This window comes from Terribacillus aidingensis, from assembly GCF_040703035.1.
Classification (GTDB): domain Bacteria; phylum Bacillota; class Bacilli; order Bacillales; family Amphibacillaceae; genus Terribacillus.
On sequence record NZ_CP159996.1, the window covers coordinates 1555602 to 1571999 of the forward strand.

20 protein-coding genes are annotated in these 16398 nt (G+C 40.8%); 16 read left to right on the forward strand and 4 right to left on the reverse strand.

Translation table 11 applies throughout. The annotated features are described in order from the left end of the window. The first annotated feature begins 12 nt into the window (after positions 1-12). Both glnA and ABXS78_RS08300 read left to right on the forward strand, forming a co-directional pair. A complete protein-coding gene (gene glnA, locus ABXS78_RS08295) occupies positions 13-1347 on the forward strand; it encodes a type I glutamate--ammonia ligase (RefSeq protein ID WP_095223198.1) in 1335 nt (444 codons plus the stop codon). Positions 1348-1701: 354 nt separating this feature from the next. Beyond that, on the forward strand, positions 1702-3273 hold the full coding sequence (locus ABXS78_RS08300) for a polysaccharide deacetylase family protein (RefSeq protein WP_366249658.1): 1572 nt from the start codon (positions 1702-1704) through the stop codon (positions 3271-3273). 272 nt (positions 3274-3545) lie between these two features. On the opposite strand, the gene arr is transcribed toward ABXS78_RS08300, so the two are convergent. Beyond that, entirely contained in the window at positions 3546-3962 is a 417-nt protein-coding gene (gene arr, locus ABXS78_RS08305; protein ID WP_366249659.1) for an NAD(+)--rifampin ADP-ribosyltransferase, read from the reverse strand. 582 nt (positions 3963-4544) lie between these two features. Between arr and ABXS78_RS08310 the strand changes: the two genes are divergently transcribed. After that, positions 4545-4817, forward strand: coding sequence for a holin (locus ABXS78_RS08310; RefSeq protein WP_095223207.1), 273 nt, complete (start codon positions 4545-4547; stop codon positions 4815-4817). A gap of 266 nt (positions 4818-5083) precedes the next feature. Here the strand turns inward: ABXS78_RS08310 and ABXS78_RS08315 are convergent, their stop codons facing one another. Next, the gene (locus ABXS78_RS08315) at positions 5084-5635 is read right to left on the reverse strand and encodes a TetR-like C-terminal domain-containing protein (protein WP_366249660.1); all 552 of its coding nucleotides are present in this window, start codon (positions 5633-5635) and stop codon (positions 5084-5086) included. A gap of 143 nt (positions 5636-5778) precedes the next feature. Between ABXS78_RS08315 and ABXS78_RS08320 the strand changes: the two genes are divergently transcribed. Next, the gene (locus tag ABXS78_RS08320; RefSeq protein WP_095223209.1) at positions 5779-6537 is read left to right on the forward strand and encodes an SDR family oxidoreductase; all 759 of its coding nucleotides are present in this window, start codon (positions 5779-5781) and stop codon (positions 6535-6537) included. 99 nt (positions 6538-6636) lie between these two features. Here ABXS78_RS08320 and ABXS78_RS08325 read toward each other — a convergent pair whose 3' ends face one another. Then, on the reverse strand, positions 6637-6858 hold the full coding sequence (locus ABXS78_RS08325; protein ID WP_366249661.1) for a DUF2188 domain-containing protein: 222 nt from the start codon (positions 6856-6858) through the stop codon (positions 6637-6639). 180 nt (positions 6859-7038) lie between these two features. Between ABXS78_RS08325 and ABXS78_RS08330 the strand changes: the two genes are divergently transcribed. Next, positions 7039-7419, forward strand: a complete 381-nt coding sequence (locus ABXS78_RS08330; protein WP_366249662.1) for a hypothetical protein — start codon at positions 7039-7041, stop codon at positions 7417-7419. 288 nt (positions 7420-7707) lie between these two features. Here ABXS78_RS08330 and lexA read toward each other — a convergent pair whose 3' ends face one another. Further along, positions 7708-8337 (reverse strand): transcriptional repressor LexA, encoded by a 630-nt coding sequence (lexA, locus tag ABXS78_RS08335; protein WP_095223212.1) that lies wholly within the window; start codon positions 8335-8337, stop codon positions 7708-7710. Between the two features lie 284 nt (positions 8338-8621). Here lexA and ABXS78_RS08340 point away from each other — a divergent pair, with 284 nt between their 5' ends. The 11 genes from ABXS78_RS08340 (at position 8622) to ABXS78_RS08390 (ending at position 16345) form a co-directional block, all read left to right on the forward strand. Next, complete coding sequence (locus ABXS78_RS08340; protein ID WP_366249663.1) at positions 8622-9281, forward strand: recombinase family protein; 660 nt, start codon at positions 8622-8624, stop codon at positions 9279-9281. Between the two features lie 42 nt (positions 9282-9323). Further along, the gene (locus tag ABXS78_RS08345; RefSeq protein WP_366249664.1) at positions 9324-9548 is read left to right on the forward strand and encodes a DUF896 domain-containing protein; all 225 of its coding nucleotides are present in this window, start codon (positions 9324-9326) and stop codon (positions 9546-9548) included. A 126-nt stretch (positions 9549-9674) separates the two neighbouring features. Beyond that, the gene (tkt, locus tag ABXS78_RS08350) at positions 9675-11678 is read left to right on the forward strand and encodes a transketolase (protein WP_366249665.1); all 2004 of its coding nucleotides are present in this window, start codon (positions 9675-9677) and stop codon (positions 11676-11678) included. A gap of 159 nt (positions 11679-11837) precedes the next feature. After that, the gene (gene sirA, locus ABXS78_RS08355) at positions 11838-12236 is read left to right on the forward strand and encodes a sporulation inhibitor of replication protein SirA (protein ID WP_366249666.1); all 399 of its coding nucleotides are present in this window, start codon (positions 11838-11840) and stop codon (positions 12234-12236) included. A 43-nt stretch (positions 12237-12279) separates the two neighbouring features. Next, positions 12280-12501 carry a YneF family protein gene (locus ABXS78_RS08360; protein WP_095223217.1) on the forward strand — a complete coding sequence of 74 codons (222 nt, stop codon included), beginning with the start codon at positions 12280-12282 and terminating at the stop codon, positions 12499-12501. A gap of 274 nt (positions 12502-12775) precedes the next feature. Continuing rightward, positions 12776-13522, forward strand: coding sequence for a nucleotidyltransferase domain-containing protein (locus ABXS78_RS08365; RefSeq protein WP_366249667.1), 747 nt, complete (start codon positions 12776-12778; stop codon positions 13520-13522). A 264-nt stretch (positions 13523-13786) separates the two neighbouring features. Further along, complete coding sequence (locus ABXS78_RS08370; RefSeq protein WP_366249668.1) at positions 13787-14200, forward strand: YndM family protein; 414 nt, start codon at positions 13787-13789, stop codon at positions 14198-14200. A gap of 86 nt (positions 14201-14286) precedes the next feature. Beyond that, the gene (locus ABXS78_RS08375) at positions 14287-14982 is read left to right on the forward strand and encodes a cytochrome c biogenesis CcdA family protein (protein ID WP_366249669.1); all 696 of its coding nucleotides are present in this window, start codon (positions 14287-14289) and stop codon (positions 14980-14982) included. 54 nt (positions 14983-15036) lie between these two features. After that, on the forward strand, positions 15037-15510 hold the full coding sequence (locus tag ABXS78_RS08380; protein WP_366249670.1) for a Na(+)/H(+) antiporter subunit B: 474 nt from the start codon (positions 15037-15039) through the stop codon (positions 15508-15510). After that, positions 15479-15844, forward strand: coding sequence for a response regulator (locus ABXS78_RS08385; RefSeq protein ID WP_366249671.1), 366 nt, complete (start codon positions 15479-15481; stop codon positions 15842-15844). Before ABXS78_RS08380 ends, ABXS78_RS08385 begins: the two co-directional genes overlap by 32 nt. Before the next feature lie 27 nt (positions 15845-15871). Next, positions 15872-16345, forward strand: a complete 474-nt coding sequence (locus tag ABXS78_RS08390; protein WP_095223222.1) for a cytochrome c biogenesis protein CcdC — start codon at positions 15872-15874, stop codon at positions 16343-16345. Positions 16346-16398 lie beyond the last annotated feature (53 nt).

Here is a 16398-nt window from a genome sequence, read left to right on the forward strand (position 1 = left end):
GGAGGAGAAAGAATGGCGAAATTTACTAGAGAAGATGTAATCAAGATTATCAAGGAGGAGAACGTAAAGTTCATTCGTTTACAGTTCACCGACTTGCTTGGCACAATTAAAAACGTGGAAATCCCGCTTAGCCAGCTGGACAAAGCATTGGATAACGAAATGATGTTCGACGGATCTTCCATCGAAGGTTTCGTACGCATCGAAGAGTCCGACATGAAGCTTTACCCGGACTTGGATACATTCGTTGTATTCCCTTGGACGAGCGAAAAAGGCAAAGTGGCACGTTTCATCTGTGATATCTACACTCCAGAAGGAGAGCCATTCGAAGGCTGCCCACGTTACAACCTGAAGCGTAACATTAAAAAAATGGAAGAGCTTGGATTCAGCGCATTCAACATCGGTACAGAGCCGGAATTCTTCTTGTTCAAACTTGATGAAAAAGGCGAGCCGACATTGGAATTGAACGATAAAGGCGGCTACTTCGACCTTGCACCAACTGACCTAGGCGAAACTACTCGTCGTGATATCGTATTGGAATTGGAAGAGATGGGCTTTGAAATTGAAGCTTCCCACCACGAAGTGGCACCAGGCCAGCACGAAATCGATTTCAAATATGCTGATGCACTGAAACATGCTGATGACATCCAAACATTCAAACTAGTAGTAAAAACAATTGCTAGAAAGCATGGTTTGCATGCAACATTCATGCCAAAACCTTTATTCGGTGTAAACGGTTCTGGTATGCACTGCAACATGTCTCTATTCAAAGACGGCAAAAATGCTTTCTACGATGAAAGCGGCGAGTTGAAGCTTTCTGAAACAGCTTACCAGTTTATCGCAGGTACATTGAAGCATGCAGTTAACTTCACAGCGGTTACAAACCCGACAGTTAACTCTTACAAACGTCTTGTACCAGGTTATGAAGCTCCATGCTACGTAGCATGGTCCGGTAAAAACCGCAGCCCGCTTATCCGTGTACCATCCGCTCGCGGAGCAAGCACACGTGTTGAAGTGCGCAGTGTTGATCCATCTGCAAACCCGTACCTAGCAATGAGTGTATTGCTTGCTGCAGGTCTTGATGGAATCAAAAACAACATGGAAGCACCTGCTTCCATCGACCGTAACATCTACGTTATGGACAAAGCAGAAAGAGAAAAGAACGGCGTAGCAGATCTTCCAGCTACACTATACGATGCTCTTGAGCAGCTTAAATCCGACGACATCATCGTCGAAGCACTAGGCGATCACCTATTCGAACACTTCATCGAAGCGAAAGAAATCGAGTGGGATATGTTCCGCACACAAGTTCACCCATGGGAACGCGAACAGTACATGGAAGACTTTTAATGGAGGAAACCCCTGATACCATTGGTGTCAGGGGTTTTTCTTTTCGTTATTTTGTGAGTTTTAATCTACCTCCAAAGCACCCCCATATATTCGCTCATTTTTTCTTATATTCCTCATATTACTCCAATGTGTTCTGTTCTAATTACTTTGAAATATGGAATATATAGCGATGTAATTTCCATGCTGAAGAGATTCAGAGATTCATGGAACACCAAAAGGACCGCCTATGTATTTGATTTAGAGAACTGGTATAGCGTTAATATGGGTCAGATGGGCTACGCAATAAATTTTAACTATATATTATACAAAAATATGGTAAATTTAATGCAGAGATATAATGAATGGGGAGAGGTAATGTTGCGAAAAAAATTTATTGTGTTGCTGCTAATTATAATATTTGTCTTGAATTTACCTAGTGCTTCCTTTGCTGATCGTAAAGATTCAGTTTTAATTGTGTACAGCCAGACGGAGGAAGAACAAATAAAAGATGTGCGTATTTTGGAAACCTTAGTTGGCCAATTCAGAGACGATTACAAAATCATTGAAGATGCAGATATTGGCCAAGAGAATTTAAATGAGTTTGATTATGTTATTTATTTGGGAGCTGGAAGGAAAGCATTGTCAGAGAGCTTGCTGGAAACTTTCAATAATTACGAGGGCCCATTTTTCGCAATTAATCATAATGCAGAGCAATTTAACGAAAAGATGCCTTGGTTAAACATAAATGGGGAAGCCTTGATTAATAAGGTTGAGATCCCAGATAATCAAAGTCAGAACTTGGCAGAGAAACGGATAGTTTATGATGTGACGGGTAATGGTACTGCTGTTTCTTTGGTCGGAAATAAAGTTGACGGCAGTGGCTCGGTTCCTTTACTGCTCAATTCGAATAATATCTATTACTTTGCAGGTCAAAATCTATATAATCCTTTTGAGGAATATATAACGCAGTCACTTATGAATTTCTTTGGTGAAGAAGGAAAAGGAATCACGAAGTATCTACGACTTGAAGATGTGCATCCCATGGTAGATCCTGATCAGTTAAGGGAACAAGCAGAATTCCTTAAAGAAAAGGATATCCCTTACATGGTGGCGGTGATTCCAGAGTATACGAATAACGGTAAAACAGTGCACCTTGTTGATTCACCCAAATTAGTGAAGACGCTAAAATACATGCAAAATAATGGTGCAAGTATAGTTATGCATGGATACAAGCACCAATATCGCAGCTCAGAAACAGGTGAAGGCTTCGAATTTTGGGATGCTGAGAATGATAGGCCTATTTATCAGCCAGCCAATGAAAAAGCCAAGCAGAGGTCGGATTTTCCTACTTATGCAGCATATGAGGCTTTTGTTGAGGAAGGCGAAGAGTATGAAAGGACATATATGGAAAATGCAATAGAAAGCGGAATAGAAGAGTTGGTAGCTCATGATCTCTATCCCGTTGCTTTTGAAGCACCTCACTATGCCATTTCTCAACAAGGATACAAAATAGTATCTGAACATTTTTCTTCTTATGTTGGACAGCTGCAGTTGACTGACTTAACTTGGAAGGGAGAATTTGCACCCCCGTATGAGTCACGACCTGAATTTGTGCATGGTATGACTGTGTATCCGGAAACCTTGGGTTATATTGAAGAAGGTGATGATAAAGCAATAGAGAAAATGCAGGAAAAAATAGAGATGAAATCAAAATATAATCATTCCTATTTATCTGCCTTTTATCACCCTTATTTGGGATTAGAAGGGCTTAAAGAAGTCGTCGAGAATCTAAATGAGGTTGATGGAACATGGCTTGATTTAAAACAGCGGGATAATCGGGTCCAAATAAACGATATCAGTATATTTACAAAAGGCGAGAGTACCAAGTGGAAAAGCCCTTCTTGGCTAGTGACTATGAAAGGAACTTGCTTATACGGAAAAGCCTAATATGGTGTATTCCGGTGCTTTTAGTCGGGGTAACTTTAGTGATTTTCTTAATACGAAAAAGAAAGAAAAAAAGCATATCTCAAGTAGAAAACGCCTCCTAATCTGTCGAATCGTAAGAAGCACATTCAATCCTTGCCAGAGCATAATCCCTATACATCTGATTGGCATCCATATTTTGATGAAAAGTGTGACGAAAGGAAAATGAACAAATTGAGATATTGCCAATACAATATCTCAATTTGTTCATTTCAAGTACTTATAGATATTAAAGATTAATCGTATATTACATTTTTTCCTTCTTCAGTTAACTTTTTTAGAGATGAAAGCATATGATTTATTTCTTCATCAGAATGTCTTTCCCATGAACTTAATTCAGCAATTATTTTCAAAGGAGATTTTGACCTATAAGAACGTGTTGGGTTTCCAGGAAATCTTTTGTCAGTCAAGTTTGGATCATTTTCAAAATCACCTAATGGTTCTACAATATAGATTCTTTCCTTTGATTCAGATCTTGCTAATTCAGCACCCCATTTAGCAGCATTCAATGTTGCAGTAAAATATATATAGTTAGATTTTTTATCCTGGTAATTTGATAAGTACTGTGGCACTAATAAATCCCCAACATTTAGTTCTGCTTTCGTACCATGAAAAAAAGGACCATTATCTAAAGCATCTTTTTTGTCATTCATACCGATACACCTCTTATATTTTTAGATTTGTATATAACAGCATAATGTAGGAATTACAAAAAGAGTAGTCTATAAATAATTTCCAAATAATGATACAATGTAAATAGATAGAAAGATAACGACGATATTTACCTTTTATTTTATGGGATATAACTGGTTAAATTCTGTTCCGCACACAAGTTCACCCAGAGGAACTCGATTAGTGATGGAGAACTTCTAATATCTTTTAAGGAAACCCCGGATACCATTGGTGTCAGGGGTTTTTCTTTATACTATCTAACTTTAGCCCTTAAGGCATCCCACCATTATTCGTGTTCTTTTTTTGTAATCTCATCCTTACCGAAAAGTTCTGTTCCGAATTTTGGTGATAGGAGTAAATCGCTGCCCGTACTAATGCTCAGATACGTGTTGGCAGAAGATCTAGAATACGCGCCATGTTGCAGCAGGTTATTCAGTATTTCTAAGGCTTAAAGGGTTATATATTTTGATTATCCAGTGGCTCTTGGGACATTTCTTTAATTGAAGGAATTCAGTAATGCAGAAAGGAATTAATAAGTACGAATACAGGAGAGGTGATGATAAATGGAAGAAGTAATGACCTTTGCTTCGATTATCAGCCCTATTGTAATTGCTTTAGTGCAACTTATCAAAAAGACAATCACAGTAAACAACAGGTATTTACCATTGATTAGTTTGCTCATAGGTATTCTCGTAGGATTTTTGGCTTGGCCGTTCACTGATTTGGATGTAGTCTTGAGGCTATGGTCAGGTGGCTTTGCTGGGCTTGCAGCATCAGGATTGTACTCATTGGGTAAAAAGACAATTTCAAATAATAATAATGATAAGGCGGCCTAAGGGTTGCCTTTTTCAATTCCTCTCTAATAAGTTTCGTTGTGTCGTTGTTAAAGTGAATATGTAAACAGTGGCCCATTTGTTTGTACGTTTGGTGCGTATTAAGATCGATGATTTAAAATTAGTGGAAAGCTGTAAAGGGAGAAACGTAAAAAAAGATAGGTAAGTATTGAAATAAAATGATAGAAGTTTCTGCGTTTGTTAGGCAAACCCCTGGTATCTCGTCAGGGGTTTTTGCATGTAATATAGATTCGTCTTTTGCAATCATATCAATATAATTTAAGAATATTAACTAAATGTATATTCATTTTATCAGCTGATTCTTGAAAATCACGGCGGTACCACTCGATAATTAAGCCTATGATTGAATTTGACATATAGGAGAATAAATAATCTTTTTCCTCGAGGTAAGCTGTATGTTTATCCTCGATAAGGATTGAGCGTATTTCATCGAACAGCATGTAATAATACTCGGTAGATACTACTTTTGATAAGATTATTTTATAAAACTCTTCATATTTTTTGACGTGATGGAAGATACGGACAGTTTTTGGGTCCAGTTTTTCTCTATCAATATATTCTTTATAGCGATATGGTTCATTATAGGATTTTCGTAGATCTTTCATAATCTCTTCAAAAAGTTCCTTGAATACATCTCCAATTTCTTGATAATGAAAATAAAATGTCCCGCGATTAATATTGGCTTGTTTACAGAGTTCAGTTATTTTTATCTGAGTTAAAGGCTTCTTTTTAAGTAGGTTCGTTAATGACAAGTGTATATTCTGTTTTGTTTTTAAAACACGCAAATCATTTTTATTCAAAGAAGAATCCCCTTTTATTGAACACTTTTTTAAAATTTGTACCATATTGTACAATCTGATTAATTCTGCTGATTGAATGCGATTACAAATATATAATATTATTTTATCGAACAAATGTACAATAACTAAGGGGGACTTGTATTATGAGATTAAAAGATAAAGTAGCAATCGTAACAGGTGCGGCTTCAGGAATGGGGAAAGCAATAGCAGAACTTTACGCAAAAGAAGGGGCAAAAGTAGTTATATCTGACTTTAACTTTGAAGGGGCGCAAGCAGTTGCTGAGGCTATAAAGGAGAAGGGCGGCGCGGCAATTGCTAACCGTACAAACGTCGCAGAGTCAGCGGATTTGGAGCGGTTATTTGCAGAAACGAAAGAAGCATTTGGTAAATTAGATATTTTAGTTAACAATGCGGGTATTATGGACGGGATGGAACCGGTAGGAGAGATTACGGATGAGAAATGGGATCGTGTCTTTGCTGTGAACACCACTGGTGTCATGCGGGCAATGCGTATTGCTACGAATATCTTTTTGGAACAAGGCCATGGTGTGATCGTCAATAATATATCAGCAGGCGGTTTGCGCGGAGCGCGTGCAGGAGCAGCATATACAGCTTCCAAGCATGCAGTAACTGGATTGACGAAAAATACGGCATTTATGTATGCACACTCTGGTATCCGGTGTAATGGTATAGCCCCGGGTGGGGTCGAGACAAACATAAGTGCATCTATGACGAATATCTCGGAATTTGGAGCTGGGCGTCAAATGACTGGTAATGAAACAATGCCGCGTGTCGGGAAACCAGCTGAAATCGCTCAACTTGCTCTTTTCTTAGGTTCTGATGAGTCAAGCTTCGTCAATGGGCAGGTCATAGCAGCTGACGCAGGATGGACTGCATACTAATAGAACGCAGAAGATGTATAACAAAACCTGAAACTATTTCAGGTTTTGTTATTTATTTTAAGATTTTAAATGTCCTTTGCGTTCTATACATGACTAAGTTCAGCCCCTTGGCGGGAATGGATCATTTCCATAAGAATCCCGTTCCCGAATACTTCCGTCTCGTCCGTGAATGAAGTGTTCGCCTTTAGTCTGCTTAGCTAGTTCTTTCCCATAATCCATTGCTTCTTTCTGCGTGACAAAACGGCCTGAAGCACGCTTTGCCCCTTCTTTCTTAACTTGCCAACTGCCATTCCCCTCTGGGGTAGTGTGATAGTTTGACATTATTCCACCTCCAATAATTGGCTCATAAGGTCTATACCACATAATCGCTATATTAATGCAAGTTAGTATGGTTCAAGCAGTTCTCTAAGTTGTCACTTATTTGTGAAATAATGTACAAACTTTTCAGGAGATTGAAAAACGATATGTGAAATAATAGAACTATAACAAGGAGGAGATCTAATGCCAAAACTACGTGTTACGTTATTTCATGAAATATTGGAACAGTTAGAAGCAGACCAACTCCAAGGAACGAAAGCAAGAGAATACCGATGCGCTGTAGGAACATGCACACCATACGATGTCGTACATCACGCAGAAGTGCTGCTGCAGGAAGGGTTCATTTCAGGTGTTGTAACAAACTCTAAGGACTATAGAGATGTTTTTATTGACGATATCTTAGTAAAAGGGCATGAGCTGTTAGCTTTGATGGGTAACCGGCGAATTCTGGATGGTGCCAAGCAGCTGCTGGGGGAGACATACGAAAAAGTGACACCAGGTATCCTTCTCGAAGCATTGAAACTGGCAATAATGAAAAGCACAAAAGGGGAGCTTGCCGTATAGGCAAGCTCCTTATTCATACAATGTGTGTTTAGCGTTTTTTAAGATAATAATCATCCATACTATGTTGTTCTCTGCGGTAGCTTCTGGTATATCCACATTTACACGAATCAGTGACACTATCAATCTTATGACGGCCTCGCAACTTGCAGACAAGCTTGTAAAACAGCTTCACGATACCACCCGCTTTCTAACTTTTGGTAATAGCATAATCTAATATACCCAAAAAGTATGTCGAAAGTAGGCAGAAACTGTGTAAATTCTATGAAAAAAAACCGGCCGAAGCCGATTTTATTGGATGGAGCGATATAAGCCTATTACTTTCCCTAAAATGCTGACATTATCCAAAATGATAGGATCCATTGTACTGTTTTCCGGTTGCAGTCGTATCTGATTTTCTTCTTTGAAGAAACGTTTCACAGTCGCTTCATTGTCCTCAGTCATCGCCACAACAATTTCTCCGTTTTGAGCCGTTTGCTGCTGTTTGACGATTACCATGTCTCCGTCAAGAATACCAGCTTCAATCATACTTTCCCCAACAATGACCAGAACGAATATATTGTCATCCGGACCTACTAAATGGCTAGGTACAGGTACATATTCTTCTATATTCTCCACTGCAGTAATTGGAATACCAGCTGTTACCTTTCCGATAACGGGAGCATAGTTTGCCTCACCGCGGGGAATATCTGTCTGATCATCACTATCCAATGATAATACCTCGATGGCACGCGGCTTTGTCGGATCGCGGCGGATAAGACCTTTCTTCTCTAAACGGGAAAGGTGGCCGTGAACGGTAGAGCTTGATGCCAAGCCAACTGCTTCGCCGATTTCCCTGACGGATGGCGGGTACCCTTTATCGAGTACCTGCTCCTTTATGTATGCTAGAATCGCTTCCTGTCTTTTCGATAGTTTTATCATGTATCGAACACCCCGTGCATATATTTTTATTACATAGAGTATACCATGATAGATTGCAATATACAAACATCCGTTCGAAAAAAAGCCTTGACTAGAACCTATGTTCGTATATAATGGAATTAATAAAGAGAACGCACGTTCTTAAAACACGGAGGGGTCTACCATGTTCAAAAAACTAGCGAAATCAGATCTATTCTATTATGTGCTTTTCGGCTTCACGCTTTTCTTCTTATACTTTACACTTATAATGAGCGTCTAATTAGTCGAACTGAGAGGGTACATCAATGAAAGCAGTCATCTATTGCAGAGTAAGTACAGAAAAGGACGAGCAAGCAAGCTCGATTGAGCGGCAGCGCGAGGAGCTCATCAGTCTTGCTGCGTCCTCCGACATAGAGGTTATCGATATCATCGAAGAAAAGCAGAGCGGTTATGACATCGAACGGCCGGGGATTTTTCGTATGCTGGATTTGTTCACAGCGCGTGAAGCAGACTGTCTTCTCATTCAGGATGAGACAAGATTAGGCAGGGGAAATACAAAGATTGCCTTGTTCCATCATCTTCAAAAGCTAGAGGTCAAGGTTTATACGTTAAGCCAGCACGGCGAATTCCAGCTTTCGGAATCGGATGGTATGGTACTCCAAATCGTTGGTATAGTCGAGGAGTATCAGCGGAAGATTCATAACATGAAAATCAAACGAGGTATGAGAAGGGCAATCGAGGCCGGATATGATCCAAGTAAAAATCTGAGCAATCAGCAAGCTGCACCGGGCAGAGAGCGGATTGACTTTCCGATTCAAGAAGTGATCAGGCTGCGAAATAACAAGCTTACTTTCCAGGAAATCAGCTCTGTTCTGCGCGGTATGGGCTTTCATGTATCGAAGGCAACCGTACATAGAAGGTACCAGGAATATCTTTCGCTTGAATCGGAAGACGCTAGCGGGTAACATAGTGTGTATCAACTTTAATGCTTAAAGGAGCATATACACATGTTAAATAAAGACAAATTAGCACGCCTCAATGCGTTAGCAAATAAAGCAAAGGCAGAAGGACTCAGCCTTAGCGAACAGAAAGAGCAAAAGGAACTAAGACAGGAATATCTGGGAAATGTACGTTCTTCATTCAAAAACCAGTTCAAGTCGATGACAGTTATGGATCGTGAAGGCAATGACGTAACACCAGAAAAAGTAAAAAAATTACGTGAAGAGGAATAAGAAGGGATGGCTGACTCTATGTACAGCCTTTCCCTTCTTTTTCTATATATAAATCCTTGTTTATCGGAAGATTTTTGTATAGGATGAACAAGAGTACATAATTTGCTAGATGAAAGGGATGTTTACATGGTTCAGACTACAGAATTGCTTTCCATTAATACAATTCGTACGTTATCAATCGATGCAATCGAAGCAGCGAATTCCGGCCACCCAGGTATGCCGATGGGTGCAGCGCCGATGGCTTATACGCTTTTCACCGATTTCATGGCTCACAATCCGAAGAATTCCCATTGGTTCAACCGGGACCGTTTCGTATTGTCTGCTGGACATGGTTCCATGTTATTGTATTCCCTCTTGCATTTGTCTGGATACAAAGTATCCATTGATGATTTGAAATCCTTCCGCCAGTACGGATCACGTACACCAGGACATCCGGAAGTCCATCATACAGATGGTGTTGAAGCAACTACTGGTCCGCTTGGACAAGGTATCGCGATGGCTACTGGTATGGCAATGGCAGAGGCGCATCTTGCAGCGAAGTATAATAAAGATGGCTTCCCTGTTGTAGATCACTACACATATGCAATTTGTGGTGATGGCGACTTAATGGAAGGTATTTCGCATGAAACAGCTTCACTTGCAGGCCACCTTGGCTTGGACAAGCTGATCGTGCTGTATGATTCCAATGATATTTCTCTCGATGGTGATCTTCACCACAGCTTTTCTGAAAACGTAGAGGATCGCTTCAAAGCTTATGGCTGGCAAGTTATCCGTGTCGAAGAAGGCAGAAATGTAGATGCAATTCGTGAGGCAATCAAAGAAGCAAAAGCGAATACAACACAGCCAACTTTGATCGAAGTGAAAACAGTTATTGGATATGGTTCTCCGAACAAATCAGCAAAAAGCGCTTCCCATGGTTCACCACTAGGTGTTGATGAAGTGAAGCTTACGAAGGAATATTACAAGTGGGAGCATGAAGAATTCCACGTTCCGGAAGAGGTTTATGGTGATTTCGAAGAGAAAGTCATCAAAAAAGGCGCAGAAGCAGAAAAGGCTTGGAATGAGTTATTTGCAAAGTATGAGGAAGCGCACCCTGAGCTTGCAAAAGAACTGACTACTGCAATCAAAGGTGAATTGCCAGAAGGTTGGGCAGATACGCTTCCAACATATGAAGAGGGCAAAGACAAGACTGCCACTCGTTCTGCTTCTGGTAAAGTATTGAACGCAATCGCTGATGCAGTGCCTAGCTTGTTCGGTGGAAGTGCTGACCTTGCAGGTTCGAATAAAACATTGCTTGCAAAAGAAGAGAATTTCTCCAAAGCCAACTACAGCGGACGCAATATCTGGTTCGGTGTACGCGAATTCGCAATGGGTGCTGCACTGAACGGTATGGCACTTCATGGTGGATTGAAAGTGTACGGTGGTACATTCTTCGTCTTCAGCGATTACTTGCGTCCAGCTATCCGTCTGTCTGCATTGATGGGAACACCTGTGACATACGTATTGACACATGATTCTATTGCAGTCGGTGAAGATGGTCCAACACATGAACCAATCGAACAGCTGCCATCCTTGCGCGCAATGCCTGGCTTGAGTGTTGTCCGTCCTGCAGACGGTAACGAAACACAGGCTGCATGGAGACTGGCACTTGAATCAGATAAGGTTCCAACGGCGCTTGTTTTGACTCGTCAAGATCTTCCAACACTTCCATCCACGCAGCAAGCTGCGTATGAAGGAGTGAAGAAGGGTGCGTACGTTGTAAGCCCTGCCCAGAAGGAAACAGCTGATGTATTGCTTCTTGCAACTGGTTCAGAAGTTCAGTTGGCTGTACGTGCACAAGAAGCACTTCGTGAACAGAACATCGAGGCGTCAGTAGTCAGCATGCCTTCTTGGGATCGTTTCGAGCTTCAGGAGCAGTCTTACAAGGATAGCGTCCTTCCTCCAGCAGTGAAGAAACGTGTTGGTATCGAAATGGCTTCACCGCTAGGCTGGGAAAGATATGTCGGTGATGAAGGCAAAGTAATCGGTATTAATACTTTTGGTGCCTCTGGCAACGGAGATAAATTGATTGAAGCATTCGGCTTTACTGTTGAGAATGTAGTTGAAAAAGTGAAATCCATTTTGGATTAATAGGAAAGACCGGCCGTAAATATTGGGCCGGTCTTTTTCTTTTATGACAAAATTCGAGTAAACCTTTTTAACTTCGTGTCTCTTTGCTACAAGTTCCGAGGGATTAAGCATTGTTCCTAGCGTATACTATTCTTTCAAAGGAGAAGGAGGGACAAGCTTGTGAAAGAATACTTCGTCTATTGGGTGAAACACGAGATTTATTTCCGCTATTTTTATAAATCGGATATCCTCTATCGCTTTTTCCTCTCCAGTCAAGTGGAGAATACTGCATATGTGCAAGAGCAGCTGGATTATATCACTTATGATTTTCCTCCCGGAGCGTCACTTCAGCAAGCGCTTCTTCAGGATGATGGTGTCTATATCGAGACAGATCAGCACTATCTCCGAGTGGTATGCGATTCCTTGACGACGGCCGAAGAGACTGTCTTTTCAGAGCTCCGCCACTTTGATTCTTCCTTCTTTATTATTGAGCCAGCAGCCAACAACTGCGGATGGATTGCGCCTATCATAAAAAATGACCTGCAATCACGGGTTCATCTATTGTATTCTTCCTTTTGATTGTCTATACTAGATTAGAGATATTTTGAAGGAGGAAGCCAATATGAGTCCGATCTGGGTCGTACTTATAGCACTGGCTGCATTGATTATCGGCGTTGCGCTTGGATTTTTCATCGCCAGAAGATACATGATGAACTATCTTAAGAAAAACCCGCCAATTAATGAACAGATGCTTCGTACAATGATGATGCAAATGGGTCAAAAACCATCACAAAAGAAAATCAACCAAATGATGCGCGCAATGAATAACCAACAGGGTAAATAAGCAATTATTTCTATATAGCTTTGACGTTTTAAGTTGGCGATTTGGCATTGCAAACAAGGGATTTGATTGCTGGTAATAGTTAATTGAATCCAGGAACCACTTTTTCTGCTGAGAGATTTAGCAGGAAAAGTGGTTTTTTTGATTTGTTCATATCCTGTTTTATATGGTTGTGTTAAATAATATATTTAACGCGGACCAGGATGAGCAGTTGAAAAATCATAAGTTTTTAATATACATTTCTTGATAACACTAACTGAAGGGGAGTGGTAAAGAGATGCGATCCATTGATTATGATTGGCTTGAAGAAAGAACCATTATAATGGCTCCAACAGGCAGCTATGCTTATGGAACGAATACGGAAGACTCGGATAAAGACTACAAAGGTATCTGCATTCCGCCAGTAAATTACTTCTTAGGATTGGAATCATTCAACGAATATAACAGCAGCGGCGGCAAGAATTTCAAAAATACGAAAGACGATGTAGATATCAATATTATTCATATTACGAAGTTCGTTAAGGACGCAATGATAGGTGTACCAAATAACATAGAAATTTTGTTTTTGAACAAAGATCAGTACTTAAAAATAACAGAACTAGGGCAGCAGCTAATTGATAACCGGCATCTATTCCTTTCTAAAGCAATACAAAAGAAGTTCGGAGGGTATGCTAATTCTCAAATTCAGAAGTTAAAACAAAGAAATGTCAGCAGATCAGGCAGACAGGACTTGATAGACCTTTATGGATATGACACGAAGTTCTTTATGCATAGCGTCAGGTTACTGACAAGTGCTATTGAGATATTAGAGACAGGCGATTTTAGCACCTTTAGACCAAATCGCAGCTTCTTGCTCGACTGTAGGAAGGGTGCATACACTTTTGGTGAAGCTGTAGAGCTTATAGAGCTACTAGACAGTGATCTTAAGAGAGCAGCAGAGCATTCCACACTTCCTGAGAGGCCGGATTATCATGCGATTAATCAGCTTTTGATTCGTATCAATTCGGCGGCAATTGGTAAATAAAGCATTATCTCAATTAAGAAAGAACCTAGAGTCCTGAATGAAATGACCAAAAAGTAAGATAATATTTACATATAGCTTTGCATACTTCAAAAAGCGATTTAGCATTTCGTGAAAACGTGCTGTCATCCTTAGGGGTAGATAGAATGGCCTTTAATGAAGACCAAAGGTATGAAATGTATGAATCTGGCAACACTCTTAATGCAGACAAATAGGTTTGAATCTGCAGCGATAATGGTATTTGAATAAAAAAAGGAGAGATAAGAAATGAAACATGTGAAAGCACTTGTGATCAAATTCATCATGATTTTAGCTGTTTTATGGATTGTTTTCACCCTTATGTTCGATACGGAATTCAGCGATACGCTGCTAATGAGTGTCGTTTTGACAATTGCGGCATATGTGATTGGTGACTTACTCATTTTAAGCAGAGCTGGTGACCGAAGTAAGCCTGACGGTGATTTTACAAAGCGGAACGCAATTGCGACAGTTAGTGACGCAATATTGACTTTCATCGTTCTTTGGTTGTTAGGGGAAGCATTATTGAATCCTGATGATAATGTTGTGATGGCATCTCTGATCTCCGCGGTCGTAATTGGTATCGGAGAATGGTTCTTCCATCGCTATGTTAATAATAATGTGATTGAGGATCATAATGCCCAAACTGTTGGGATGTCCTGAACTGTGCTATAGTGGAGAATAACTAAAGAAAGGAATCCCTTTTGGGGATTCCTTTTGCTTATAAGTTTTTAACAGGAGGAATTCGTATGGAGGTAACAATACTGCTGGCTGTAACGGCTGGGTTCCTTTCCTTTCTTTCACCATGTGTACTTCCTCTTTATCCGGCATTTCTTTCTTATCTGGCTGGTGTCATTCCAGGTTCACCTGATAAAAGAACATATAAAAACGGATGGCTTCAGCATACAATCTTCTTCCTGATTGGCTTTTCAACAATCTTTTTACTGCTTGGCTACAGCGCACTAGCGCTATCTGGATGGCTTTTTACATACCAATCCTACATACGAGTCATCGGAGGGATCATGCTGATTCTGCTTGGTGCAGTGCAGATAGGGCTGCTAGGAGGAAAGTGGCAGTCATCCAAAACTTTGCTGCGTTTTAAAAACAGGCCGCCTGGATATGCTGGTTCGTTCCTGATCGGACTTTCCTTCGCGATGGGGTGGACACCTTGTACAGGCCCTATACTTGCAGGAATCATGACAAGCGCTGCCTTGCAGCCGTTCGGGGCTGTCCCTCTTATGGCAGCTTATGTACTGGGCTTCAGCATTCCTTTCTTCATTTGGGGGTTCTTCGGATCTCGACTGCAACGATTAAAAAGAACCGGAAAAATACTGTATGAAATAAGTGGATATTTCCTGATTCTGATAGGCATTCTGCTTTTATTCGATCTAACGACAAAGATTACTTCCTATCTAGCCAGTTTTTTCTCTTTTTACGGTTTTTAAATCGTGAAAAAAAGAGAGAAGTAGTTTAAAATATGTAGGGAAAGGGTGTCGAATGTGGAATTTTCGCCGAATAATCTTATTTTCAAAACAACAACCGTGCTCATATCTTTCTTGTTGCTCGGATTTTCGGTCTATCTGTTCTTTGCAGGCCATAATTCTCCGGGTGGAGGATTCATTGGTGGACTTGGGACTGCTGCTGCTTTAGTGCTCATGTATATGGCATATGGCCTCAAGGCGGTCAGCAAGATCTTGCCGATCAACTATCGTGTTTTGACAGTAACAGGTGTGCTTATCGCCATCCTGACTAGTGCAGGATCATTCCTATTTGGACAGCCATTCCTGAGCCATACGTTTACATATATCCACTTGCCTGTTTTAGGGGAGCTGGAATTGGCTACAGCGACGTTTTTTGATCTAGGGGTATATCTTACTGTTGTTGGTATAGCTCTGACGATCATCCTGTCAATCGCACAAGATCGTTCAAGCAGTGAGGAGAATGCAAGTGGCAAAGATACTAATAGTAGATGATGCAAAATTCATGCGGAAAACATTGCGTGGCCTACTTACTGAAAATAATTATGAAATTGCCGGAGAAGCAGCAGATGGACACGAGGCTGTGTCTCAATTTCTGAAAACAGAGCCTGATATCGTCTTTATGGATATTACAATGCCGCATATGGATGGGCTTGCAGCTTTAAAAGAGATTATCACGCAGGATCCAAATGCAAAGGTGATCATGTGTTCTGCCATGGGGCAGCAGCGCATTGTTATGCAAGCGATCGAGCTTGGCGCGAAGGACTTCATTACGAAGCCTTTTGAGGATACGAGGGTTATAGAGACGGTTGAACGCATTCTCAATTAAAGAAATGAATTGAAAGAAGGTAAGAGTATGACATTACCTGTTATCATCAGTACCATCCTGGTTGCATGTATGGGCCTTGCAGTTGCAATGGTCCGGATGCGGGCAGCTGCAAGACCGGTAACGGCGAAGAAAATCATCCTGCCGCCGTTATTCATGAGCACCGGTGCACTAATGTTTCTTTTCCCGGTGTTTCGTGTGCCGTGGTGGGAGGTCTGGTTCTCGCTTGGAGCCGGGATCATTTTCTCCAGTCTTTTAATTTTGACTTCCAATTTTGAAGTGCGGGATGAGAAGATATTTCTGAAGCCTTCGAAAGCATTCGCGGTAATCATTGTCGGACTTGTATTTGTTCGGGTATTGTTGAAGGTCGCGATAGGCCAGACAATTGAAATCGGAGAGATGGGTGGGGTATTTTTCCTGCTGGCGTTCGGTATGATCGTCTCTTGGCGGATTGCGATGCTTTGGAAGTACAAACGGCTCGAAAGACGCTTACAAATCACCTGATGGTTGGCAAAAGACTTTCTTCCAGTAAGAAGGTCTTTTTTCATATATTTGTT